This is a genomic window from Kineothrix alysoides (genome assembly GCF_000732725.1).
GTDB classification, from domain to species: domain Bacteria; phylum Bacillota; class Clostridia; order Lachnospirales; family Lachnospiraceae; genus Kineothrix; species Kineothrix alysoides.
The window spans coordinates 1673083-1699713 of the sequence record NZ_JPNB01000002.1; the positions used below are offsets into that span (position 1 = coordinate 1673083).

General features: G+C 44.2%; 20 protein-coding genes. 12 read left to right on the forward strand and 8 right to left on the reverse strand.

Going from position 1 to position 26631, the window contains the following annotated elements:
* Position 1: 1 nt before the first annotated feature.
* From CC90_RS0118720 to CC90_RS0118755, 7 genes are all read right to left on the reverse strand, one after another.
* The gene (locus tag CC90_RS0118720) at positions 2 to 2695 is read right to left on the reverse strand and encodes a sensor histidine kinase (protein ID WP_031392243.1); all 2694 of its coding nucleotides are present in this window, start codon (positions 2693 to 2695) and stop codon (positions 2 to 4) included.
* A gap of 46 nt (positions 2696 to 2741) precedes the next feature.
* The gene (gene kdpC / locus CC90_RS0118725) at positions 2742 to 3299 is read right to left on the reverse strand and encodes a K(+)-transporting ATPase subunit C (protein ID WP_031392244.1); all 558 of its coding nucleotides are present in this window, start codon (positions 3297 to 3299) and stop codon (positions 2742 to 2744) included.
* A gap of 14 nt (positions 3300 to 3313) precedes the next feature.
* Positions 3314 to 5371, reverse strand: coding sequence for a potassium-transporting ATPase subunit KdpB (gene kdpB, locus CC90_RS0118730; RefSeq protein WP_031392245.1), 2058 nt, complete (start codon positions 5369 to 5371; stop codon positions 3314 to 3316).
* 78 nt (positions 5372 to 5449) lie between these two features.
* Positions 5450 to 7135, reverse strand: coding sequence for a potassium-transporting ATPase subunit KdpA (kdpA, locus tag CC90_RS0118735; RefSeq protein ID WP_031392246.1), 1686 nt, complete (start codon positions 7133 to 7135; stop codon positions 5450 to 5452).
* On the reverse strand, positions 7132 to 7224 hold the full coding sequence (gene kdpF, locus CC90_RS25320) for a K(+)-transporting ATPase subunit F (protein WP_081906055.1): 93 nt from the start codon (positions 7222 to 7224) through the stop codon (positions 7132 to 7134). The genes kdpA and kdpF overlap by 4 nt, the downstream gene beginning before the upstream one ends.
* Positions 7225 to 7645: 421 nt before the next feature.
* Complete coding sequence (locus CC90_RS0118750) at positions 7646 to 9319, reverse strand: S8 family peptidase (protein WP_031392247.1); 1674 nt, start codon at positions 9317 to 9319, stop codon at positions 7646 to 7648.
* Between the two features lie 69 nt (positions 9320 to 9388).
* A complete protein-coding gene (locus tag CC90_RS0118755) occupies positions 9389 to 11062 on the reverse strand; it encodes a S8 family peptidase (protein WP_031392248.1) in 1674 nt (557 codons plus the stop codon).
* 221 nt (positions 11063 to 11283) lie between these two features.
* On the opposite strand from CC90_RS0118755, the gene CC90_RS0118760 reads away from it, so the two are divergent.
* From CC90_RS0118760 to CC90_RS0118775, 4 genes are all read left to right on the forward strand, one after another.
* Positions 11284 to 12009, forward strand: coding sequence for an acyl-[acyl-carrier-protein] thioesterase (locus CC90_RS0118760; RefSeq protein ID WP_031392249.1), 726 nt, complete (start codon positions 11284 to 11286; stop codon positions 12007 to 12009).
* Positions 12006 to 12848, forward strand: a complete 843-nt coding sequence (locus CC90_RS0118765; protein ID WP_031392250.1) for a CvfB family protein — start codon at positions 12006 to 12008, stop codon at positions 12846 to 12848. The genes CC90_RS0118760 and CC90_RS0118765 overlap by 4 nt, the downstream gene beginning before the upstream one ends.
* 217 nt (positions 12849 to 13065) lie before the next feature.
* Positions 13066 to 13254 carry a polya polymerase gene (locus CC90_RS22655; protein WP_242843356.1) on the forward strand — a complete coding sequence of 63 codons (189 nt, stop codon included), beginning with the start codon at positions 13066 to 13068 and terminating at the stop codon, positions 13252 to 13254.
* 8 nt (positions 13255 to 13262) lie between these two features.
* A complete protein-coding gene (locus tag CC90_RS0118775; protein WP_031392251.1) occupies positions 13263 to 14177 on the forward strand; it encodes a CPBP family intramembrane glutamic endopeptidase in 915 nt (304 codons plus the stop codon).
* Positions 14178 to 14337: 160 nt separating this feature from the next.
* Here the strand turns inward: CC90_RS0118775 and CC90_RS0118780 are convergent, their stop codons facing one another.
* Positions 14338 to 14526, reverse strand: a complete 189-nt coding sequence (locus CC90_RS0118780) for a YjfB family protein (RefSeq protein ID WP_031392252.1) — start codon at positions 14524 to 14526, stop codon at positions 14338 to 14340.
* Positions 14527 to 14862: 336 nt separating this feature from the next.
* Between CC90_RS0118780 and CC90_RS0118785 the strand changes: the two genes are divergently transcribed.
* From CC90_RS0118785 to uvrA, 8 genes are all read left to right on the forward strand, one after another.
* Positions 14863 to 15546: a WecB/TagA/CpsF family glycosyltransferase gene (locus CC90_RS0118785; protein WP_157837566.1), complete on the forward strand. Its 684-nt coding sequence runs from the start codon at positions 14863 to 14865 to the stop codon at positions 15544 to 15546.
* A 284-nt stretch (positions 15547 to 15830) separates the two neighbouring features.
* On the forward strand, positions 15831 to 16919 hold the full coding sequence (locus CC90_RS0118790) for a PucR family transcriptional regulator (protein ID WP_031392254.1): 1089 nt from the start codon (positions 15831 to 15833) through the stop codon (positions 16917 to 16919).
* A 124-nt stretch (positions 16920 to 17043) separates the two neighbouring features.
* A complete protein-coding gene (gene ftsE / locus CC90_RS0118795; protein WP_031392255.1) occupies positions 17044 to 17730 on the forward strand; it encodes a cell division ATP-binding protein FtsE in 687 nt (228 codons plus the stop codon).
* Complete coding sequence (ftsX, locus tag CC90_RS0118800) at positions 17720 to 18616, forward strand: permease-like cell division protein FtsX (protein WP_031392256.1); 897 nt, start codon at positions 17720 to 17722, stop codon at positions 18614 to 18616. Before ftsE ends, ftsX begins: the two co-directional genes overlap by 11 nt.
* Positions 18617 to 18628: 12 nt before the next feature.
* A complete protein-coding gene (locus tag CC90_RS0118805; protein ID WP_031392257.1) occupies positions 18629 to 19858 on the forward strand; it encodes a murein hydrolase activator EnvC family protein in 1230 nt (409 codons plus the stop codon).
* 16 nt (positions 19859 to 19874) lie between these two features.
* Positions 19875 to 21203 carry a S41 family peptidase gene (locus CC90_RS0118810; RefSeq protein ID WP_035315850.1) on the forward strand — a complete coding sequence of 443 codons (1329 nt, stop codon included), beginning with the start codon at positions 19875 to 19877 and terminating at the stop codon, positions 21201 to 21203.
* 294 nt (positions 21204 to 21497) lie between these two features.
* Positions 21498 to 23486 (forward strand): excinuclease ABC subunit UvrB, encoded by a 1989-nt coding sequence (gene uvrB / locus CC90_RS0118815; protein ID WP_031392259.1) that lies wholly within the window; start codon positions 21498 to 21500, stop codon positions 23484 to 23486.
* A gap of 81 nt (positions 23487 to 23567) precedes the next feature.
* Positions 23568 to 26441: an excinuclease ABC subunit UvrA gene (gene uvrA / locus CC90_RS0118820; RefSeq protein WP_242843336.1), complete on the forward strand. Its 2874-nt coding sequence runs from the start codon at positions 23568 to 23570 to the stop codon at positions 26439 to 26441.
* Positions 26442 to 26631: the final 190 nt, after the last annotated feature.

A 26631-nucleotide genomic window follows, 5' to 3' on the forward strand; every position in this document is an offset into this window, starting at 1 on the left:
TTCATTCACTTCCTTTCAATGGTAAGGTAAAGCAAAATACTGCTCCGCCGCCGTTTCTGTTCTCCACTTCTAATTTGCCCCTATGTGCGTTTATAATTGTTTTGCAAATAGACAGGCCGATTCCCATCCCTCTTGAAGCATCAGCGATTTTATTATCGCTTGGCTTATTGCTTGTGAATAAATAAGGGAAATCCTCGTTAGAAATACCCTTCCCCCGATCCAGCACTTCGAATTTAGCACATTTCCCTTCTTTTTCCAAATTGATTTCAACAGAAGAATTATCAGGAGAATATTTTATGGCATTTTCCAGAAGATTCATTATTACTTGTACGATTAAAGTACCATCCATTGGAACTTCTAAAAATTCGTCAGGGACATGCACAATAATTTCCCGCCGGGGAAATCTGAGCTTAATTCTGCTGACGGCTTCACCTACAACTTCTTCAGCCGCCTCCGGACTCATTACAAGATTGGATGCATTCTCATTGATACGTGTCACGGATAGCAGGTTTTCTACCATGCGGATGAGCCATTGGGATTCTTCCTGTATATTGGCTATCAGGCTATCTCTTGTGGCTTCGTCAAGGCCCCTTTTATTTTCACGTATTACGGAGCTGGCACCTAAAATGCCTGCAAGAGGAGTCCGCAAATCATGTGATATTGCCCTTAAGAGCGTACTGCGCATTTTTTCCTTTTCCGACTCTACCATAATATTGCGCTGTTCATCGGAAAGGCGCTGTCTTTCCAAGGCCATAGCCACTTGTGATGCTATCATGCGCAAAAACAAACGCGCATTATGATCAAGCTCTTCTTTTGCACACGAAATACCCCAAACAGCGAGAACTCTTCCCTGAGAGATGATAGGCATGTAAAATGCGGCTGCTCCCATTAGAGTATCTGTTCCTGCACCAGCACGTTTCTGATTAAGGAATACCCAATGAGCAACTGCTTTTTCATCGGGCGAATTTAAAACGGAAGCATTAATATCATTTGCAGCTTGCATCACGACTCCATTTTCGCCTTGTTCGGGGTCAACAGTAAAAAATACGATGGAACGCTCAAACAGCCTGACTACATAGTCGTTCATAAGAGAAACAATTTTATCAAGATCTCTTGTGGCAAGAAGCTTTTTGTTAATTTCATATAAGACTTCCGTGCGATGCTCTCTTTTTACAGCCAGTCTTGCTTCTGACTTGATCCGTACGGTTAAAGTACTTGTGATTAAGGCGACCAATAACATTACGATGAACGTGAGGGAGTAGCTGGACTGTATCGCATCCAATGTAAAGTAGGGTTCTGTAAAAAAGAAATTAAAAGTCAGGACGCTAATCACTGAAGAAATAATTCCGTATACATACCCTTCGGTAACCCGTGAAATAAGGAGTACAGAAAAAATATAAACCATAATAATATTCTGGTTCATAATATCGAATCGGCGAAGTCCAAAGGACAACAGAGTAGCAAATACCAAAATTGAAAATGATTTAACACAATCTACCAAAGAAAAGTGAAAAACTTTATTTCTGGACTTTTTGTAAGGCTTTTTATAGTTGCGTTTAACAGCTGTTCCGGGAATGATATGAATTTCTATGCTAGGCAAGAGTGAAATCAGTTTATCCTCAAAATCTATGTCGAACAGATTCTTCAGCGTTTTTTTGTTCCTGCTTTTACCGATTACAATATTTGTGATGCCGGAAAGCTTCGCATATTCCGATATGACTACGGCTATATCATGCCCCGTCAGGTTAACGATTTCCGCGCCAAGCTTTTCTGCTAAGTCTATATTGGCCCTAATGGTTTTTTGCTGTTCCGGCGTAAGATGTTCACTTTCCGTATTTTCAACATATAGCGCCACCCAACTGGCGTGGAATGCTTCAGCGGCTCTTGCTGTCCAGCGGATGCATTTTGCAGAGGAAGGAGAAGAGCCGAAACAAACAAGCATCTTGGTATTAGCCATTTTATCGGATAAGCTTCGCTCATTTTGATTTTCGTAACTGATTTTATCCGCAGTACATCGCAGGGAAATTTCTCGCAAAAGCCGCATATTTTCTCGTGTGAAGAAGTTTTGCAGTGCATTTTCCGCCCGGTCGGGACGATATATCTTTCCGCCTTCAAAACGGCGCAGAAGTTCTTCCGGCTCAATATCGACCAGCTTAATTTCTTCGGCACGGTCAAAAATATAATCCGGAACTGTTTCTTGAATCTTGATTTTGGTAATGTTCTCCACTACATCATTGAGGCTCTCCATATGCTGGACATTGACGGTGGTATAAACGTCAATTCCCGCAGCCAGAAGTTCTTCGATGTCTTGATACCTTTTTTTGTTTCTTTCACCTTCCGCATTGGTGTGGGCCAGTTCATCGACAAGAATCAATTCCGGTTTACGTTTCAGCGCTTCATCCAAGTCAAATTCCTTTAATTCTATGTCTCGGTATGATACAGTTTTAGGCAGGATAACCGGAAGACCATGCAATTTCTGCATGGTCTCAGGACGAGTATGGGGTTCAATATAACCAACCACAACATCCATTCCACCTCGATAACGGTCTTGGGCGTCATCTAACATGGCATAAGTTTTTCCGACACCGGCTGCATATCCGAAAAATATTTTTAACTTGCCCATCGATTGCTTTTGATGCGCATGAATCTGCTCTAAAATTTTTTCGGGGTCAGGTCTTTGATCAAATGATTCCATCCGAAATTCACCACCTTATATCCAAAAATAATATCACTTTTTAAAATTAAAGCAACCCATCCAACGCTAAATTGACTTTTAATACATTAACGGCCGGTTCGCCGATAAATCCTAAGAAGCGCTTGCTTGTATAATCTTCAATGATATGCCGTATTTCATCCTCTGTCATATTTCTGGTTTGTGCAATTCTTTCAATCTGATATTCTGCTGCTTCCGGAGTAATATTAGGGTCAATACCACTGCCCGAGGCTGTAACTAAATCCATTGGAATATCCGCCGTATTGTCGGGATCAAAGGAGTGCCACCAGTCGATACGTTCTTGAATAAGCGTTTGCTGCTCTTGGCTGGAAGGAGAAAGATTTGATGTTCCGGCCGGCCTTCCTATCAGGTATTCAGGCAACTTAAAATCTTGTGCAATTAGCCCGGAACCATATTCTTTTTGTGTTCCGTCTTTTAGTGTGATGATTATCGCGCTGCCATTTGCCTGTTTTGAAAAAAAGAGCTGAGAAATACCCGTAATTGCAGCCGTATAAATAATTCCGCACAAAAAAGTCATGATGCCAAAGCATATAATTGCAGATTTTAATAAATTATTATTTTTCATAGTTATAAACCTCCTTAAACCAGACCGAAAACGGTCAGCAGCATATCAATAAGTTTAATTGCAAGAAAGGGAGCAGCAATTCCGCCCAATCCGTAAATGAGCAGATTTTTTTTCAATAGTTTGCCGGCTGGCAGTTCGCGGTATTTGACACCTTTAAGTGCCAGGGGAATTAATGCAATAATAATCAGAGCGTTATAAATGATTGCGGAAAGCATGGCACTTGCAGCACTGGTCAGCCCCATAAAATTCAAGGCCGAAAGCTGTGGATAGATGCCAAAAAACAATACCGGAATGATTGCGAAATACTTTGCCACATCATTTGCCACACTAAAAGTAGTTAAGGAACCTCTGGTCATTAACAACTGTTTGCCAATTCGGACGATGTCGATCAGTTTGGTGGGGTTAGAATCCAAATCCACCATGTTTCCGGCTTCTTTTGCCGCTTGAGTCCCTGTATTCATGGCAACGGCAACATCAGCCTGTGCCAATGCCGGAGCATCGTTCGTGCCGTCGCCCGTCATAGCGACCAGATGCCCTTTGGCTTGATAATCCCGGATAAGTTCCAGCTTTGCTTCCGGAGTAGCCTCCGCCAGAAAATCATCCACACCTGCTTCTGCGGCAATGGCCGCTGCCGTCATAGGGTTATCACCTGTAATCATAATAGTCTTAATTCCCATTTTGCGCATATCTTCAAAACGTTCTTTTACACCGTTCTTCACAATATCCTTTAAATAGATGACCCCTAATACTTGCTTGTTTTTTACAACTACAAGAGGGGTGCCGCCGGCTCCGGCAACGTGTTTTACAATCTGTTCACATTCATCCGGATATTTCCCTCCCTTTTGAAGTACGAATTCTTTTATGGTATCCGCAGCTCCCTTGCGGATTTCATTTCCTTGAAAGTCAATGCCGCTCATTCTGGTTTTTGCCGTGAATTCCACAAAGGTTGCATCGAGCTTGAAAAGCTCTCTGCCTCGTATTCCAAATCGTTCCTTTGCCAGCACTACAATACTTCTTCCTTCGGCCGTTTCATCTGCAAGAGAGGAAAGCTGTGCTGCATCTGCAAGTTCCTGTTCTGTCACACCAACAACCGGAAGAAACTCACTGGCTTGACGGTTGCCCAAAGTAATGGTTCCGGTTTTATCCAGCAGTAGCACATCCACGTCTCCGGCAGCCTCAATGGCACGGCCACTCATTGCCAAAACATTAGCTTGATTGAGGCGGCTCATACCGGCGATGCCGATGGAAGAAAGAAGAGCGCCAATTGTGGTAGGAGCGAGGCAGACCAAAAGAGCGATCACATTGGTAACGGAGATAGCGGTGCCTGAACCTGCCTGCTTGCTGGCAAAGTCAGTAAAAGGTAATAAAGTGGCTGTAACTACAAGAAAAATAATGGTAAGAGTAATCAGTAAAATTTGTAATGCTATTTCATTGGGTGTTTTTTTTCTTGCGGCACCTTCCACCATTGAAATCATCTTATCGAGGAAGCTTTCTCCTGCTTCTGCCGTTACTTCGATAATCAGCCAGTCAGATACCAGGGTTGTTCCGCCGGTGACCGCGCTCCGATCTCCTCCGGATTCCCGGATTACCGGTGCTGATTCACCTGTAATGGCGCTTTCATCAACGGAGGCGGCTCCGGCGATAACTTCTCCATCCATGGGAATTTGTTCATTTGCCTTGACGTAAACAATATCGCCTTTTTTTAGAGCATTAGAAAGGATTTCAGTATAATCCGCTATATTGGATGCTGATTTCAGCTTTTTTGTTTTAACATCCTTTCTTGTGCTGCGCAGGCTGGCAGCTTGTGCCCGTCCGCGGCCTTCCGCTATGGCTTCTGCAAAATCGGCGAACAGCACGGTAAACCAAAGAATGATAGCAATAGCAAGCGTATAGCCCGTATTTTCGTCCTTTATTCCAGCGAAGGAGAGCAAATACAATATAGTAGATAGTATTGCTCCGATATATACGACCAACATGACGGGATTCCTCACCTGTATGCAGGGCGATAATTTTATAAAAGATTGCTTTAAGGCATCTGCCAAGATGCTTTTGTCGATACTTTTCTTTTTCATTTTTATACCTCATGTCCGCTTTACCGGACGGGGAATCAATAGTTGAAAGGTTTTTTCTTTCACCCTTATCATTTTCTGTTATCGTGTTCCATAGAAATCAGCAATCGGGCCAAGTGCCAAGGCCGGCAAAAAGCTCAGCGCACCTATAATCAGGATGACTCCGATAAGAAGCCCGACAAAAAGCATGTTACTGGTAGATAAGGTACCTTCGCCGGCAGCAACATTTTTCTTTTGCGCCATGTTGCCGGCAAGGAATATTGTGGCAGTCATAGGAATAAAGCGTACCAGCAGCATAATGATTCCGCCCGCAATATTGGTAAATGCAGTATTAGCATAAAATCCCCCGAATGCGCTGCCATTGTTATTTCCCATGGATGAAAAGGCATAAAGTATTTCTGAAAATCCATGAGCACCCGAATTTGTAATCCATGAAGTTGAGTCAGGCATAACTACGGCGGCTGCCGTTCCCAAAAGAGTTAGAAGGGGAGGAGCAAGTACAATCAGGCATACCATTTTCATATCAAAAGGTTCCACCTTTTTTCCTAAGTACTCAGGCGTACGTCCCACCATCAGCCCTGAGATGAATACTGTGAGCAATACGAATGCAAGCATTCCATAAAGTCCGCTCCCTACGCCGCCGAATACGATTTCCCCAAGTTGCATGAGAAACATAGTGACCATCCCGGCCAACGGAGTAAGACTGTCATGCATTGCGTTTACTGAGCCATTTGATGCAGCCGTAGTTACCGTTGCCCACAAAGCGGAAGCTCCGACACCGTGAATAACTTCTTTTCCTTCCATACTGCCGGAAAAGGTTACACCATCAAATATAGGAGCAGTATATTGTTCGCTTAACGTTGCGATAGTCAATGCGGCAATAAAGAAAATCATCATTGTAATGTAAATAACCCTCCCCTGCCTGCTGTCTTTTACTGCTTTCCCGAAACTTACGCATAGTGCTGCAGGAATAAGCAGAATTGATAACGCCTGAATCAGATTAGATAAAGATGTGGGATTTTCTAAGGGAAAGGCAGAGTTCATTCCGAAGAAACCGCCGCCGTTCGTTCCAAGCTGCTTGATCGCAATTTGGCTTGCCGCCGGGCCTAAAGGAATTATCTGTGTTGCCCCTCCTTCCAATGTAGTTACTTCTTTATATGGGCTAAAAGTCTGCACAACACCTTGAGATACAAGAAGCAATGCGACTATAAAGGAAAGAGGAATCAAAATATAAAGAGTAGCCCTTGTCAGGTCTACCCAAAAGCTTCCGAGTGTTTTTTTCTGTTTTAAGACAAAGCCCCTGATCAGCGCAAAAAGGACGGCAATACCAGTAGCAGCCGATACAAAATTCTGAACAGTAAGACCTGAAAACTGGACCAAATAAGACAACGTAGATTCACCTGCATATGCCTGCCAATTTGTATTGGAAATAAAACTTGCAGCCGTGTTAAAAGCCAAATGCCAGCTCGTTCCCTTCATCCCTTCCGGATTGAAAGGCATTATGCCTTGCAAAACTAGTAAGAAGAAAAGGAAAACAAATCCTACTGTGTTGAATAAAAGGGCGGAACGCGCGTATTGCGTTGCGTTCATTTCTTCATCGATAGTTGTCCCCATCAGCTTATATATCTTTTTTTCAATAGGAGCTAATGCATGGGTTAAAAATACTTTTTGCCCGTTCATAACTTTGTAAATGTAAATACCCAACGGAATTGATAATCCGATTAAAGCAGCAATATAAAAGGTGTCTTGTAACATAATATAATTCATAGCGTATCTCCTCGAAATAAAACGTAAAATAAATAAATAAGTAAGGCAAAACCAATTATGCCTGCCAATATAGAAATAATTTCCATCATCTTGTCTCCCTGTTATTTCGCTTGTTCTAAATACATAAATCTCTAAGCAGCCCCTATTCTATAGAGATAAGCGCGGCCCTACCGTTAAATAAAACCTGTCTAACCCATAATATCACCTCGTTGCGGCTCTTCCCTCGCGTAATTCACATTTTTATATTTATAACCATAGCAGAGAACGAGTTAAGGAGGTGTCATGATGGAAATGATTCCTGTCAAGAAGTTGAAAAGATATTGCTTATCTGAGAAAATTAGAATAACGCTTAAATGGCGTTGAAAAGAATTCAAATGTTAGAATAAGGCAGAGTGACTGATATAATAGCTCTAAATAGCGTATGTCCTGCGTTTCACGCAAGACATACAAAGCAGGTTGAGCGGATAGAGGCTTATAAATATTCTTCCCAGTCATGCCGTGAGTCTTTACCTAAAAAATGGCAAGCCGTTCAAAAACCCCATTGATATTTATCTGTCCATAACCCCAAATATTGTTGGGGTAAACGGTGGTGGGGCTGCGTAATGCACCCCGGATCAGGAGCTGGTTGATATCCACTCCTGTAATGGATGTATAATTTCCTCTGGACACAGCCCACTCGAAAAGGAGGGCGATGATGCCTGTCGTGTGAGCGGTGGCTGCTCCGGTGCCGGTCAGGGTACCATATCTGTTATCGGGAAGAGCACAAGTCAAATTATAGCCGGGAGCGGCCAGATCAGGCTTGAGGTGTCCGGTGCGGCTGTATCCTCTGCTAGAATCGATTAATATGCTGTCGTTATCCTGATTGTAGGCGGTAACTGTCAGCGAGTGTATGGAATTGCCGGGTGAGAGTATGGTGGTGTCGGGATTCGATTGGAGAAAGTATGTCTCCGAGGAAATCACATTTCCGGCGGGCAGCCATGAGTGAAACGAAAAGGGTTCGTTTTCCAAATTATATACCTGAAATCTCCAGATACCTGAAATTGGATTTTCAAAGCGCAGCAATATCAATTGTTCCCCCGTCTCTTCTTCGAAAGTGATGTTATTTATCCATATGATTCCCTGATTGAATACGAAGCTGAACCTTTCACAAGTGTTGATTCTCGGGTAAACGAGGGAAGTGGATTCCCCGCTGGGAGAAGTTATTTCTATGGAAAGGCGGCTGGGGGCATATGGCCAGATTTCCATCGAAAACAGCCGGTCCGGATTGCCTACCCTCAGTTCAAATTCCGAATGGTAGGGCGCCTGCGGCGTATTGCCGTAATAATGCCTATTGCTGTTGCCTTCGTTTCCTGCCGAGATGGCGACGCAAATCTTTGAAAGCCGGGTGATATAATCAAAATAGCTGCTTGCCGCTCCCTGTCCGTCGTGGCTTCCGCCGTTGCTGCCCAGTGCGACGCATATAGCAACGGGGCGGCTCAGCCTTTTTGCGACAGATAATAGGTAGCGGGTCGCCAGCATGATATCAGATTCCTGATAGCATAAAATATTATCGGGAACAAAAGAAACATTGCGTAAATTATATTTAGCCGGCTTAAGCTTTACGACGACTAATTCTGCCTCTGGTGCCACGCCGCTGAAGTTTTGAGCAGGGTCCGGCTTTCCGGCTGCTATGCTTGCTATGGCGGTACCGTGCCCATTTTCATCCACAGTAGGGACGATGGACAAGGGATCTGCAGAATGTAGGGCGAGATTGATTAATTCCTTCGGGTATTCCGAACCATAGACCATATCTTCGGGCGGCGTTCCCGACTGAATGGTCTGATCCCATATGGAAAGTATTCTTGTAGTGCCGTCATTATACTTGAAGGCTGAATGTCGGTAGTCGATGCCGGTGTCTATGATTCCGATAATAGCTCCGGTTCCATATAGCGACAGCGCAGGATTGCGCTGAACCTCGGTGACGCCTGATTTTTCAAGGCTGATTTCCGAAGTCAATATGTATATAGAAGGAAAACGATGATACGGATTTGCTCCCAGATCACAAGCATCTATCTCACCCGTTAAAACGTGCAGCAAGGAATGCCGATCGTTTAAATATGTGATATTATTGCCGATGTCATAATAAGGAACCATTATATTGTCTATAATCAAATCATAATAACTCTCATCGAGAATTTTTTCCATTGCTATGCCTTTCTTGTACCCTGCAATCTCTTTGCCGCAGGCTCATATTGTTTTCTTACTGTTTTGAGCTTATAAGTTGGCGAGCCGCTCGAAGACTCCATTGATATCGATTTGCCCATAGCCCCATATATTGTTGGGATAAGTGGTGTTAGGATCTCTATATGCGCTGCGGGTCAGAAGGCGGCTGATATCGGTACCCGTAATCGAGGTATAGTTCCCGCGTATTACCGCCCATTCCAATAGCATGGAGGTGATTCCGCAGGCATAGGCGGCGGCGGCTCCGGTACCGGTTAACGTGGCATACCGCCCTCCGGGAACGGCACAGGGAAGTTCATAGCCGGGTGCAACTACATCAGGCTTTACTTGATTGGTACGCGTATATCCTCTTCCGGAATCTATCCATATACTATCATTCGACTGGTTGTATGCGGTTACTGTCAGAGGGCGGATCGCATTGCCGGGAGAAGTGATGGTAGTGCTTGGATTTGACTGCAGGAAATAAGTCTCTCTGGAAATCAAATCTCCTGAGGGAAGCCATGAATGAAAAGAAAATTGTTCGTTTTCCAAGTTATGAAGCTTAAAGCTCCATATGCCGGTAAAAGGGTTTTGGAAGCGCAGCAGTATGAGCTGTTCTCCTGTCTCCTCTTCAAAGGTAATATTATTTATCCATAGCGAGCCCTGGTTGTATACGAAATTAAATCTCTCGCAGGTGTTGATGCCCGGGTAAACCAACGGCGTGGATTCTCCGCTGGGCGAAGTAACCTCGATGGTAAGGCGGCTGGGTGCGTAGGGCCAGATTTCCATGGCGAATAACTTATCTTCACTGCCTACCTTCAGTTCGAACAGAGTGTCGCTGGTAGGGACAGCGATGTTGCCGTAATAATGTCTGCCGCTGTTTCCCTCGTTTCCGCCAGAGACGGTGACACAGATTTGAGGGCGGTGGGTGAGATAATCTAAATAGCCGGTAGTAGCGCCATGCTCGTCATGGCCGCCCTGGCTGGTACCGAGGGCTACGCAGATAGCGAGCGGGCGGTTGAGCTTACGGGCTACGGAAAATAAGTAGCGGGCGCCCAACATGACGTCTGATTCCTGATAACAAATAGCGTCTTCAGGAACGAAGGATATTTGACGCAGGTTCATTTTGGCTTCTTTTAGTTTTACTACCACATACTCTGCTTCGGTAGCGACGCCGCTGAAGTTCTGAACATTGTCCGTTTTACCTGCGATGATGCTTGCGATTGCTGTTCCGTGTCCGTTCGTGTCCTCGGAAGGAACAACGGACAAAGGCTCTGCGGAGATGAGGGCTAGATTAATTAATTCCCGGCTGTATTCGGAGCCATAAGAAAATGTCTCGGGAGGAGTACCGGTCTGCACCGTCTGATCCCACATGGAAACGATTCTCGTACTGCCGTCGTTGTGTCTGAAGGCAGGATGCTGATAATCGATGCCTGTATCTATAATTCCGACGATTACACCGGTTCCATAGAGTGCGAGAGACGGATTGCGCTGTATCTGCTGAACGCCGGATACTTGTGAGCTGATAGAAGCCGTCAAAGTAAAAATGGAAGGAAAGCGATGATAAGGATTTGTTCCGAGGTCGCAGATATTCACCTGCCTTGTAAGAACATGCAGCAGGGAGTGTCTTTCATTTATATTGGTAATGTTATTGCCCGTATCATAATTAGGAAGGAGTACATTATCTATCATTAGGTCGTAATAATCTTCATCCAGAATTTTTTCCATAAAAATCTCCTTGCAAAGAGTGATGCTATCAAACGCCGGAAGTTGTCATATTGATCATAAGCGGCTTATTACATTCTATGCTTTAAAGCTCTTAATATGAAAAAATAAGGGGTTTCTCTTCATGGCGAATTGTTTGCAATTACGAGATAGGCTGTGATATAATTGGAGCATTGATATATGGAGAGAAGGGTCTTTGGACTTTGGAAGGAGCATAACTATAAATGTATAAATTCGCAGGGCGCATACGATACAGTGAGCTGGACAGAGAGGGGAAATTATCCTTGGAATCGCTGCTGGATTATTTTCAGGATTGTTCGACCTTTCATTCAGAGGATATCGGTGTAGGGCTTAAGTTTCTTCAGGAAAGGCATCTGGCTTGGGTAATGTCGGCCTGGCAGATAATCGTCGAGAGGTACCCTGTTCTTGGAGAAAGGGTGTTGATCGAAACGGCTCCGTATGATTTCAAAGGATTTATCGGGTGGCGTAATTTCCTGATGGAGACGGAGAACGGGGAACGTCTTTCCTGTGCCAACACTGTCTGGACTTTAATGGATATGGAGAACATGCACCCGGCGAGGGTTCCCGACGAGTTACATGCGGCATATGTATTGGAAGAGAAGCTTGAGATGGATTATGCGCCGCGTAAGATTGCACTCCCCGAGACGGAGGGGGAGAGGCGGGAGAAGGTAGAGGTCAGGCAGCATCACCTGGATACCAACCATCATGTAAATAACGGGCAGTATATCCGCATCGCCATGGAATATTTGCCGGAAGGCTTCGCGATAAGGCAGATGCGGGCAGAATATAAGAAGCAGGCGCTTTTAGGGGATATTATTGTGCCCGAGATTTATAGGCCCGCGGATAATATTTGCTTAATTTCGCTTAATAACGAAGAGGGACAGGCTTACTGCGTTGCAGAGTTTGAAAGGAATATGGGTATTGTATGATAAAATTAGGAGAAGTGCAGAATTTGATTGTTGCAAAAAAAGTGGAATTCGGCGTGTATCTGGCTGAGGATACCGGAAGTACAGATGCAAAGGTGCTCCTTCCTGAAAAGCAGGTTCCGGAAGGAACTCAGGTAGGAGATACGGTGCGGGTATTCATATATAGGGATTCCAGCGACCGTTTGATAGCTACTACGAAAGAGGTGGCACTCACTCTTGGCCGAACCGCTCTTCTTAAAGTTGCGCAGGTTGCGAAAATTGGCGCGTTTTTGGACTGGGGACTGGAAAAGCAGTTGCTGCTTCCTTTTAAGGAACAGACATGGCCGGTGAAAGAGGGGGAGGAGTGTCTGGCAGCTCTTTATACGGATAAGAGCAACAGATTATGTGCCACGATGAAAGTATATCCTTATTTAGACATGGACAGCCCTTATAAAAAGGACGACAGGGTGACCGGCCGCGTTTATGAAATCAGCAGAGAGTTCGGGGCCTTTGTGGCGGTAGACGACAAATATTCCGGTCTGATTTCAAAAAAGGAGATGTATGGAGATGTCAGGGAAGGGGATATCGTTCAGGCCCGGGTGGCAGGAGTCAAGGAAGATGGAAAGCTGGACCTGAGCCTGAGGGAGAAGGCATATCTTCAAATTGGCACTGATGCGGATAAAATAATGGGAATCATAGAAAGCTATGGAGGAGTGCTTCCATTTAACGATAAGGCAGATCCGGAGACAATCAGACAGGAAATGCAGATGAGCAAGAATGAATTCAAGCGGGCGGTAGGCCGTTTGCTGAAGGAAGGAAAAGTAGTCATAGACGGCAGCAGTATAAGAAAAGCTGAGAAATGAATGTTTTCTATTCATTGAAGGTTTTTAATTCATAAATGTTCTTTATTCATGAATGTTCTTTATTCATTGATAATTGGCTTGCATATTCATACTGAAATCAGTATAATCATGGTGTAAATAAAAATGCGATTTATAATGGAAGCCAAGGCTTCGATTTGGAAAGGAGAATGAAATGAAAGTACAGAATATCAGAGATATCGATAAGTTTTTTTAAGTAATTGACAGCTGTGCGGGCAAGGTAGAATTGGTAACGGGTGAAGGAGACAGGCTGAACCTCAAGTCCAAGCTTTCCCAGTACGTATCCATGGCGAATATTTTTTCCGACGGAACGATTGCAGAGCTTGAGCTGATTGCTTATGAGCCGGAAGATATTACGAAGTTAGTTAACTTTATGATGGAGAACTAGGATAGCGAATGAATAGTAAAAAGGTAAACCGGATTTTTCTGGCAGTTATCCTGCTTCATATCGCAGCAGTGGTTCTGCTGGGAGCTTTAAGTCCGTTTTATACACTGGCAATTGTACCTAATTTCATAATCAGTCAGTTGATCGTACTGGTGCCAGCTCTTATCGGGCTCTTGATTTCTAAGGAGAACCTGATAAAGCTCGTGGGCTTTCGAAGGATTAAAATATCCTCGGTGTTTATGATCATTCTTTTTACTTTTCTGGCTATGCCTTTAACTACCGTAATTAACGCAGTTTCCATGCTGTTCGTGGATAACACGGTGGTGGCAATTAGTGGGGATATCTTAGAGATCCCCTTTTTTGTTATGCTTCTCATTATAGGAGTTATAGGGCCATTCAGCGAGGAATTGGTATTCAGAGGGATTGTGTATCAGGGCTACAAGAAATCGGGAACTGCATTACAGGCACTTCTGTTGTCCTCCTGTCTGTTTGCCCTTATGCACATGAATTTTAATCAGGCGGCATATGCGGTTGTGATCGGCATGATTCTCGTAGTTTTGGTGGAAGCTACAGGGAGTTTGTGGAGTTCGGTTTTATTTCATGTAATATTCAATTCCCAGCAAGTATGCATCATGTATCTATATGATTCTTTGGGAATGGGCAATCTGGATGAGGCTCAGTCGCAGATTACTACGGATATGATGCTGGCTGCCATCAGCGGCTATTTGATTATTGCTGCGATTACTACTACCTTAGCGGCGTGTGTACTGGCATGGATTGCCAAAAATGAACAGCGGGAAGAGAATCTTCGAAATATCTGGAGAACGAGAAAAAACAAGACCGGTACCCCCATGGTGACCGTCCCGCTTTTAATAGCGGTGGTATTAGCATTTTCTTATATGGCTCTCGATTTTATTCTTTATTGAATCCCATTTTTTATGGATTTGAAAAATCCGAAAGATATAGGCGCATAAGCTGCTTTTATGTTAATAAAAACGCACATCTATGAAGATGTGCGTTTTTTACGGAAGAATTTCTTCCGTTGCATTCAGGATATATGATGCTTACATTTTATATTTCGGGCTGCTATGCATATAAGTCAAGGTTAGCGCCGATGGCAGGATTTACAGACAGCTCCATAGAGGATTTCATCATATCCATCATCGCATCGCCGCTGGTCTTCATGCTGTCCAATGATTTCGAGAGCATGGCAACGCCCACGTCCGATATCGTCTGTGTCTGGGCAAGAGTCATTGATAATGCAGGAATATCCATACTTATTACCTCCCTTGAAATTGAAATGTTACCATGCGGCTTTTGGCCTTATAGCAACAATTTATGGTTAAAATGCAACATTAAGATTCTATAATTCAAATCATTATATTGCAAGTATACCATATTTTTGATATACTTGACAAGTCGGGGAAGGTTTTAAAGAGTTAATATTTACAATCGCTATTCTGCGAGGTGTTTTGTACAGCTTTTGTACAAAATCCCGAGGGTGGCCGGCGTGCATATTGTTGCGATGAACAGCAAAGCTGAGAATAGTAACTTTAAAGATTGTTTAGGGGAATGTTTCGTTCGACTATATGGGGAAATGATGGTGAAAGTATGCAAAAAATGGATATTTTAGGGGTTACGCTTACCGATTATTCTCTCAAGGAGTCGCTGCTTTTGCTGGACGGTTTTTTAGAAAACGGCGCTCTTAATACGATTTTATACGTTACGACACCGATGCTTATATTGGCGGGAAAAGATGAAAATGAAAAAGAGAGAATCGAGTCCATGGATATGACCCTGTGCGGGGAGTCCGATATTTTACGGGTGGCGAAGATAGAATCCAAGAGCCGTTCGTATGAAGTGGAGAATCTCGTTTTTTTAAAAGAATTTTTGAGAAGAATCGTGCGCGGAGGGAAAACGGTATATTTGTTATCCGATTCAGAAGAGGATGCGCAGAAGCTGAGAGATGAGCTGAAAGATTTTCAGCGGGGCATCGCAGTAAGCGGCTATCAAATCATTAAAGATGACGCGGGAAATGTAGAGGAGGTCGTGAACGATATTAATGATATCGCTCCTTCCGTAATTATTTCGCGAATGGCAGGAAGCAGGCAGGAACAATGGATGCTGGAAGCGAAGCCTTATATCAACGCGGAGGTATGGTTGGGAATTTCCAAGGATATGAAGCTAGGTGAGCGCCATGAATCTTTTCAGAAGAAGGCAATGAGCCGAATCTATAAGAAGATGTTCCACGATCGGATGAACAGATATAATGGAGAAAACGAAAAGAATCAGTAAGCAGATTTGAAATGAGAATAAGTTTCAAATCTGCCTTTTTAGTATTGCAGTCGGTATGAAAGTTGCTATAGAAAAGTGTTGTGGAAGTTGTACATTGGATAAATTCTGTACGGTTTCTTAGGATACATTAAAAATACACAAAACTTTCAAGAATTAGTATAGATTTTTTTGTGGTTTTGAATTAAAATGGAAATTGGGTGTAGTAAAAACAGATTTTTTTTCAAATTATGCATTGTATAAATTGCATATAAAGTTAGAAAAAGAGAAGGAAAAGGAGCGGGGAAATGATTTCAAATCAAATATTACAAAATACAATTGAGGGTCTTAAGGCAATCGCCAGAGTAGAATTATGTGTAATGGATGTAGACGGCAAAGAGGTAGCATCTACTGCAGCGGGTATGGAGAACTGTTCTGCAGCGGCCGTAGAATTCGTGAGTTCCGCAGCGGATTCTCAAGAGATACAAGGATATCAGTATTTCAAGATATTTGACGAGCTGCAGCTGGAGTATATCCTGATTGCCGGCGGAGCAGGCGAAGATGTGTACATGGTCGGAAAGATGGTTGCTTTTCAGATTCAGGGCCTTCTGATCGCGTACAAGGAACGCTTCGATAAGGATAATTTTATCAAAAATCTGCTGCTGGATAATCTGCTTTTGGTAGATATTTACAGCCGCGCGAAAAAACTGCATATACAGACGGACGGAAAACGGGTCGTCATGATTATAGAGACCGAAAATGGAAAAGACAGTAACGTTTTAGAACTCATGCGGACATATTATGGAAATAATAGCAAAGATTTCATTACCGCAGTGGATGAAAATAATGTTATAGTAGTAAAGGATCTGTCGGAAGGTGACAGCGGCAAGGAGATCGATAAGACTGCCCGGAGCGCAGAGGCCTATCTTTTGAAAGAAGGAATGAAAAATATTCGTATTTCTTTTGGAACCACGGTTAATGAGATTAAAGAGGTAAGCCGTTCTTATAAGGAAGCGAAGATGGCGCTGGACGTTGGAAAGATATTCTTCGGTGAAAGAGATATCGTTGCTTACAGTGAGCTGGGAATCGGCCGTTTGATTTATCAGCTTCCCATTCCGCTGTGCAAGATGTTTATAAAGGAAATCTTCGGAGGCAAGAGTCCGGATGATTTTGACGAGGAGACTCTTACGACAATCAACAAATTTTTCGAAAACAGCTTAAATGTATCGGAGACGTCGAGACAGCTTTTCATTCATAGAAATACTCTTGTATACAGACTGGATAAGCTGCAAAAGAGCACCGGTCTGGATCTTAGAGTGTTCGAAGATGCAATTACTTTTAAGATTGCGCTTATGGTCGTAAAGTATATGAAGTATATGGAAACTTTTGAATATTGATAAAAACGGCTAAGCTATTATCAGAAAGAGACAAAAAGGATAAAACAATTAGGGGTGAATAACTTTGGCTGAAAAAGAAAGAAAGAGACGAAGAGGGAAAAAGCAGGCTGATCTGGGGAATGAAATCATTACCCTCGAAAATATCAGCAAGGCATATGCTACGGGAGCGCCGGCATTAAACGGCGTCAGCTTACATATTAATAAAGGAGAGTTTGTATTTATCGTAGGCGACAGCGGTTCTGGCAAATCGACCTTAATCAAGCTCCTTCTCCGGGAACTGACGCCGACATCAGGGAACATCAGCGTTATGGGATATGATTTGGTGAAAATCAGACATCGTAAGATTCCGAAATTCAGAAGAAATCTGGGAATCGTGTTTCAGGATTTCCGGCTTTTGAAAGATAGGAATGTGTATGAGAATGTGGCCTTCGCCCAGCGCATCATCCAAGTATCCAATAAAGAAATAAAACGAAATGTACCGAGCGTTCTGTCTATGGTAGGACTTGCGGGAAAGTATAAGGCGAAGCCGAGGCAGCTTTCCGGTGGCGAACAGCAAAGGGTTGCCCTTGCCAGAGCGTTGGTCAACAGACCCACCATATTGCTTGCCGATGAGCCTACCGGTAATCTGGATCCGAAGAATTCATGGGAAATCATGAAGCTTTTGGAACAGATTAATGAAAATGGCACAACGGTTCTGGTGGTAACACACAATAGAGAAATTGTGAATTCCATGCAGAAAAGAGTCGTTACAATGAAACGTGGGATCGTTGTAAGCGATGAGGAAAAAGGTGGTTATATCGATGAGAATTAGTACATTTTTTTATACTATCGGACAGGGATTCCGCAATATTATAAGAAATAAGTGGTTTTCCCTCGCTTCTATCGCCACAATCGGCGCATGCTTGTTTCTATTTGGTTTGTTCTATGCGATTATTACGAATTTCCAGCATATTGTGAAGACAGCGGAAGAAGGTGTGTCGGTTACCGTATTTTTCGACGAAGGGGTGAACGATACGAGAATTGCCGAAATCGGGGATATAATCGCGAAGAGAGTAGAGGTTTCAGACGTAAAATTCGTTTCAGCGCAGGAGGCTTGGGAAAGCTTTAAAGAGGACTACTTAGGGGAATATGCGGACGGTTTTACAGAAAACCCTCTGGCGGATTCCGCGCACTATGAGATTTATTTAAATGATGTATCCCTGCAGCCGGCTCTTGTCACTTATCTGGAATCTATCGACGATATAAGAAGAATTAATAAGTCGGAAATCACGGCAACTACCTTAAGCGGGGTGAACGCCTTGATCGCCTATGTTTCCATTGGCATTATCGGCATTCTTTTCTCGGTATCCATATTTCTTATAAGCAATACGGTAACGATAGGAATTTCGGTGCGTAAGGAAGAGATTAACATTATGAAATATATAGGGGCGACGGACTTTTTCGTCAGGTCTCCGTTCGTTATAGAAGGAATGCTGATAGGAATAATAGGCTCATTGGTTCCGTTAGGGTTGATTTATTTCATATACAATAATGTTATTCTTTATGTATCGGAGAGGTTTTCCATGTTGGCACAGCTTTTGAGCTTTTTACCTGTAGAGACGATTTTCAACACATTAGCCCCCGTATCCATCGCTATGGGCGTTGGAATCGGCTTCCTCGGAAGTATCGTAACCGTTAGAAAGCACTTAAGAGTATAGGGAATATTGAATATGAAACAATGGAGGAAGATTCTGTGCGCTGTACTTTGCATTCCGGTCATCGTTCAAGCAACTTTTTTCTTCATTCCGGCTTCGATGGAAGCCCGGGCTTCCGGGCTTACGAATGACAGTATCAAGCAGAAGGAAGAAGAAATAGAAACCGCGCGGGAATTGAAAAACAAACTGCAGTCGGGTCTTACGGATGTTAAGAAGATAAAAGAGGAACTGGAAGCTTCAAAAAATGATTTGACCGCTTATGTGACCCTGCTTGACGGGCAGCTTACGACCATTCAGGAAAAAATTGCTGATCTGAAGGATAAGATGACAGAAAAGGAAGAAGAAATTTCAGCAACGGAGCAAGAGCTGGAAGCAGCTGTCGCAGATCAGGAAAACCAATACGATGCGATGAAAAAGAGGATTAAGTTCATGTATGAAAAGGGAGATAACCTATACATGGAACTGCTTTTTTCTTCTTCCAGCTTCGGTGAAATGCTGAACAAGGCGGGGTATATAGAGATGCTCTCTTCCTATGACAGAAAGATGCTGGATGAATATGTAGCAACGCGAAAGCTGATTGAGTTATATAAGGAGCAGCTTGAAGAAGATAGAGATTATCTTGAGGAAGCTAAGGCGGGAGTAGAGCAGGAAGAAGCCTCCTTAGGCGAGCTGATAGACGAAAAGGAAAGGACGATTACTGAGGTTTCCACCGATATAACGAATAAAGAGGCTGCGATTGCGGAATACGAGGCCGATATTGCGGAGCAGAACGAGACGATAGCCGCGTTGGAGAAGGCGGTTGCCGAAGAAAAGGCGAAGCTTGCCGAAGAAAACAACCTAAGATACGACGGGGGTATTTTTAGCTGGCCGGCGCCTTCCTATACGAGAATCAGTGATGATTACGGTACCCGTATCCATCCGATTCTCGGAGTGGAGCAGTTTCATAACGGTGTGGATATGGCAGCACCGGGAGGCTCGCCGATTCTGGCTGCATACGATGGAAATGTGGTGGCTTCGGATTACAGCGGCTCAATGGGTAATTATATTATGATTGATCATGGCGACGGGTTGTATACAATTTATATGCACGCATCCGCGCTTTACGTTTCAAAAGGCGATTTTGTAACGAAGGGACAAAATATTGCTGCGGTGGGTTCGACAGGCCGTTCTACCGGTAACCATCTCCATTTCAGCGTACGTTTAAACGGAAGTTATGTTTCACCCTGGAACTACTTGAGTAAATAATTGGAGATGATAGAACATGAAATATAAGTTAAACAATGATTCTGAGGAATATAAAAATAGCCCGGAGAACGATAAGAAAAACAAAGATAATTTACAGGATAAAAGTGGTAAGGGCGGGTTTTTCAGCGGAATCTTTACCGGAGTGCTTCTCAGTCTTTTAGTTGCGAGCTGTATATTCACGGTAAGACAGATTTACACGACGCATCAATCGAAGGAGGCCAGTGAGGTTGCGAGTACGGACACAGCAGCGCCTGCGGAAATTGTAAGCGATCTTACGATTTCTAAGCTGCGTGCCATCGAGGATGCCATCGGCACCTATTATTACAAAGAGGATGTGGATGTGCAGAAGATGATCGACGGGATGTACGAAGGCGTGGTGACATCTCTGGGTGATCCGTATTCCACTTACTATACGCAGGAAGACGTTCAGCGGCTGATGGAGGAGACGGAGGGCATCTATTACGGCATAGGCGCATATGTGAGCATAAAAGAGGATACCGGATTGGCGCAGATCAGCGGAGTGATAGACGGCACGCCGGCACAGGAAGCAGGACTTCGGGACGGAGATATCATTTATAAGGTAGATGATGTGGATGTGCAGGGGCTGGAGCTTTCGGAGGTAGTGAGCAAAATCAAAGGACTTGAAGGAACAACGGTACATCTTACCTTATATAGAGAGGGTGAAAATGATTATCTGCAGTTCGATATAGAGCGAAGAAAAATAGAAAGCCCTACAGTTAAATATGAAATGTTCGACAATAACATCGGTTATCTTCAGATTACGGAATTCGATGACATTACCTTAGACCAGTTCACGGAGGCCATGGTGGTTCTTCGGGGGCAGGGGATGCAGGGCTTAGTGCTTGATTTGCGTTCGAATCCGGGCGGCAATTTAAGTACGGTTACGGAAATTGCCAGACAGATGCTCCCCAAGGGCTTGATTGTATATACGGAGGATAGAGAAGGAAACCGGACAGAATATACCAGTGATGGAACGAAGGCGTTTAATTTACCGTTAGTCGTTCTTGTTAACGGATATTCTGCCAGCGCATCGGAAATATTGGCAGGAGCTATTAAAGATTACGGCATAGGTGAGTTGGTGGGAACTACGACATTTGGAAAGGGAATCGTACAGAGAGTACTTTCTTTATCGGATGGAACCGCCCTTAAGCTCACAGTAAGCAGCTATTTTACACCGAAGGGAAATAATATTCATGGCATAGGTATCGAACCGGATGAGGTTTGCGAGTTCGACGGCGACCAGTATTACAATAACGGTTATGATAATCAGTTAGAGCGCGCGAAGGAGATTATCGCGGAGAAAATCGCTTCTGTGACAAATTAAATTGCAAAGAAATTATAACATGAAAAGGTTACTGTTCACTCCGTTCTCAGTAACGCATGATTTCTGCATTTAAATTCACTTCGCGAAGCAGAAACTATCTCTTGCATCACGTTCTTACGCAGCTTAACAGCAAGTGTTAAGCTACTGCGTGAACAGTAACATGAAAGGTACAGAACAAACGTTCTAATTTGTTCTGTACTTTTATTATGCTTTGTGGTAGAATAGATTTCGTATAATACGGAAACGCTCATTGCAGCATAAAAATTATAATAAATATAATATAAGGAGAATTCTATGGATCACTTTCACTTAGTATCAGAATATGCTCCTACCGGAGATCAGCCTCAGGCAATTGCTGAACTCGTAGAAGGTTTTAAGAACGGAAATCAATTTCAGACTTTGCTTGGAGTTACCGGGTCGGGCAAGACATTTACAATGGCGAATATTATAGAGGCTTTAAACAAGCCTACGCTGATTATCGCACATAACAAGACGCTTGCGGGACAGTTGTATGGGGAGTTCAAAGAGTTCTTTCCGGATAATGCGGTGGAATACTTCGTCTCTTATTACGATTATTATCAGCCGGAGGCTTATGTCCCCTCTTCCGATACGTATATAGCTAAGGATTCCTCTATCAACGATGAGATCGATAAGCTGCGCCTTTCCGCGACGGCTTCTTTGACGGAGCGAAGGGACGTAGTGGTGGTGGCCAGCGTTTCCTGTATTTATGGTTTGGGAAGCCCTGATGATTATAAGGAGATGATCGTATCACTTAGGCCTGGGATGATTAAGGACAGAGACAAGGTCATTAGAGAACTGATTGACATACAGTACGATAGGAACGATATGGACGTGGATAGAGGGTGCTTTCGCGTGCGGGGTGACAGCGTTGAGATTTATCCGGCACAGGGCGGCGATTACTTGGTCCGGGTGGAGTTTTTTGGTGATGAAATCGAGCGTATCGTGGAGACAGATCCTCTTACCGGTCAGGTACATGCAGCTTTGGATCACGTGGCTATTTTCCCCGCATCCCATTATGTGGTGTCTCAGGAGAAGATAGGCGCAGCCTGCAAGAATATAGAAGAGGAGCTGGAGGAAAGGGTTCGGTTTTTGAAGAGCGAGGACAAGCTGTTAGAGGCCCAGCGGGTTTCAGAACGCACCAATTTCGATATCGAGATGCTCAGAGAGACCGGCTTTTGCTCCGGCATCGAGAACTACTCCAGGCATTTGAATGGAATGGAGCCGGGAGCGACTCCTCTTACCCTTATGGATTATTTTAAAGACGATTATCTGATTATTATAGATGAATCTCATATGACGGTTCCGCAGATACGGGGAATGTTCGCCGGCGACCGTTCCAGAAAGAACACGTTGGTGGATTACGGATTCCGTCTGCCTTCCGCTTTGGACAACCGTCCGCTTAATTTTGAGGAATTTGAGGGCCATGTTGATCAGCTTCTATTCGTTTCGGCAACGCCCTCTAATTACGAAGGTGAGCATGAACTACTGCGCGCGGAGCAGATTATCCGGCCTACGGGCCTGCTTGACCCGGAGGTGGACGTACGTCCGGTGGAGGGGCAGATCGACGATCTTGTCTCGGAAGTGAACAAAGAGGTGGAAAAGAAGAACAAGGTGTTAGTCACTACGCTCACCAAGCGTATGGCGGAGGACTTGACAGATTATATGAAGGAAGTGGGCATCCGCGTGAAATATCTCCATTCCGACATCGATACTCTGGAACGGGCGGAGATTATCCGGGATATGCGTTTGGATGTTTTCGATGTGCTGGTGGGTATCAACTTGCTGAGAGAAGGTTTAGATATCCCCGAGATTTCGCTTGTGGCCATCTTGGATGCGGATAAGGAGGGTTTCCTTCGTTCGGAGACATCTCTGATACAGACGATAGGACGTGCGGCGCGAAATGTCGAAGGTCATGTAATCATGTATGCGGATAAGATCACCGACTCTATGCGCGCAGCGCTTTCAGAGACAGAGCGCCGGCGTGAGATACAGAAGGAATATAATGATGAGCATGGGATAACTCCCCAGACGATTAAGAAAGCGGTAAGGGATTTAATCAGCATATCCAAGGTAATAGCCAAGGAAGAACTGCGTTTCGAGAAGGATCCGGAATCTATGGATCGTCAGGAATTGGAGAAGCTGATAGGAGATGTTCAGAAGAAAATGAAGCAGGCGGCGGCAGACTTGAATTTCGAGGCGGCGGCGGAGCTGCGTGACAAAATGGTGGAGCTAAAAAAGCAGCTCGCATCGATTGAAGAATGACATTTGAGAAGTCATGGAAAACGAATGAAAGGATATGGTTACTGAGAACGGAGTGAACAGTAACATGATATGGAGGCTATTATGGAAAGCGGTATCGAGAAAGAAAGTAAAAGAATGCTCCCCAGGAGAGAGTATATTAAAATACGGGGAGCGAACGAACATAATCTGAAAAATATCGACGTGGATATTCCGAGGAATGAACTGGTGGTATTGACCGGGTTGTCCGGATCGGGAAAGTCTTCTTTGGCGTTCGACACGATTTATGCTGAGGGGCAGAGGCGTTATATGGAATCTTTATCCTCCTATGCCAGACAGTTTCTAGGACAGATGGAGAAGCCAAATGTGGAGAAGATAGAAGGCTTATCGCCTGCAATTTCCATCGATCAGAAATCCACTAACCGTAATCCCCGTTCCACCGTTGGAACGGTAACGGAGATTTATGACTATTTCCGTCTTTTGTATGCAAGAATCGGTATTCCCCACTGTCCTTCCTGTGGAAAGGAAATCAAGAAGCAGTCAGTAGACCAGATGACGGATCAGATTATGGGACTGCCGGAAGGAACGAGAATTCAATTGCTGGCTCCGGTAGTAAGAGGGCGTAAGGGCGAGCATACCAAGGTATTCGAGCGGGCAAAAAGGAGCGGCTATGTTCGAGTTCGCGTAGACGGTAATATGTACGAGCTGTCGGAAGAAATCAAGCTGGATAAAAATATAAAGCATAATATCGAAGTGGTTGTGGATAGACTGGTAGTAAAACCCGGAGTCGAAAGGCGACTGACGGATTCCATCGAAAACGTATTGGAGTTGGCGGAGGGACTGCTCTTTGTAGATGTGCTGGAAAGGGAAATGATGACTTTCAGCCAGAGCTTTTCCTGTCCTGACTGTGGAGTGAGCGTCAGCGAGATAGAGCCCAGGAGCTTTTCGTTTAACAATCCCTTCGGTGCTTGTCCGGAATGCTTCGGACTGGGATATAAGATGGAATTCGATATAGATCTGATGATTCCGGATAAGCGGCTGAGCATCAATCAAGGCGCGATTGCGGTAATGGGCTGGCAGTCCTGCAACGACCCGGGCAGTTTTAGCAATGCGATTCTTCAGGCGCTTTGCAGGGAATATGATTTTGACTTGGACACTCCTTTTGAAGAATATTCTGATAGGGTGAAACAAATCTTAATTCATGGCACTGGCGGCAAAGAGGTGAAAGTACATTATAAAGGACAGAGAGGGCAGGGCGTATATCCGGTAGCCTTCGAAGGACTGGTTAGAAATGTGGAGAGACGTTACCGCGAGACGGGCTCCGAGAGCTCTAAGCAGGAGTACGAGACCTTCATGAATATCATCCCGTGTAAAAAATGTAAAGGGATGCGGTTGAAGGAGGAGGCTTTGGCTGTTACCGTCAGCGATAAGAACATATATGAGATTACCTCTTTTTCTATTAGAAAGCTTTATAAATTTCTAAGTGAGATGGAGCTTACCAAGCAGCAGCAATTGATTGGCAAGCAAGTTTTGAAAGAGATTAACGCCAGGGTCGGCTTTTTGATCGATGTGGGGCTTGATTATTTGTCTCTGTCCAGGGCTACGGGAACTCTTTCCGGCGGTGAGGCACAGAGAATCCGTCTTGCGACCCAGATTGGATCAGGGCTGGTTGGTGTTTGTTATATATTGGATGAGCCGAGTATCGGACTGCATCAGCGGGATAACGATAAGCTTTTGAATACGCTGCGCAATCTGAAGGATATGGGAAATACTTTGCTGGTGGTAGAGCACGATGAAGATACGATGCTGGCGGCGGATTATATTGTGGATATAGGACCGGGGGCCGGTTCCCATGGCGGAGAGGTAATTGCACAGGGGACGGCAGAGGATATTATGAATACTCCGGATTCTATAACCGGACAGTATCTGAGCGGTAAGTTGCAGATACCGATACCTGAAAAGCGCCGTGTATCCACTGGAGAGCTAATTGTACGTAAGGCACAGGAAAATAATTTAAAGGGGATTGATGTGACGTTTCCTCTCGGAGTTATGACTTGCGTGACGGGAGTGTCCGGATCGGGGAAAAGTTCTCTCGTTAATGAAATCCTGTATAAGCACTTGGCGAGGGATTTGAACCGTGCGCGGACTATTCCGGGAAAGCATGCGGGTATCGACGGAATCGAGCAGCTAGATAAGGTTATCGATATAGACCAGTCTCCAATCGGAAGGACGCCCCGTTCTAATCCGGCCACTTATACGGGAGTATTCGACCAGATCCGCGACTTGTTCTCGACGACAGCCGACGCGAAAACGAAGGGGTATAAAAAGGGGCGTTTCAGTTTCAATGTTAAAGGCGGAAGATGTGAAGCCTGCAGCGGAGACGGAATTATTAAGATAGAGATGCACTTTTTGCCGGATATCTATGTTCCCTGCGAGGTGTGCGGCGGAAAACGCTATAACCGGGAAACTTTAGATGTTAAGTACAAGGGAAAGAGTATTTACGATGTACTGGACATGACGGTGGAAGAAGCCGTAGGATTTTTTGAAAACGTGCCTTCTATCAGAAGAAAGATAGAAACGTTAAATGACGTAGGCTTATCCTATGTGAAGCTAGGGCAGCCATCCACAACCCTTTCGGGAGGTGAGGCGCAGAGAATTAAGCTCGCTACGGAGCTTAGCAAGAGGAGTACGGGAAAGACAATCTATATATTGGATGAGCCTACTACCGGCCTTCACTTCGCGGATGTTCACAAGCTGACGGAGATATTGCACAAATTGGCTGATGGCGGAAATACGGTGGTTGTCATAGAACACAATCTGGACGTTATAAAGACGGCGGATTATATTATCGATATCGGTCCGGAGGGCGGAGACAAGGGAGGAACTGTCATCGCAGAGGGGACACCGGAGGAAGTGGCAGGAAATCCCAAGTCATATACCGGATTTTACGTCAATAAAATGTTGGAACGATATAAATAAAAATAAGCGGAAAAAATAAAAAATGTCTTAAGTAATCGGCAAAATAAGCCGATAATATTGAATATAAAGAAAAGCATGGAGGCGGCAAGTGAGGCGGAAGGAACCGCTTTCATTTGCTGTGTCTGATTTTTTTATAAAATTTTGTGAAACCCCTTTGAAAAATCGAATCTTTAAGGTATAATAGCTGTGT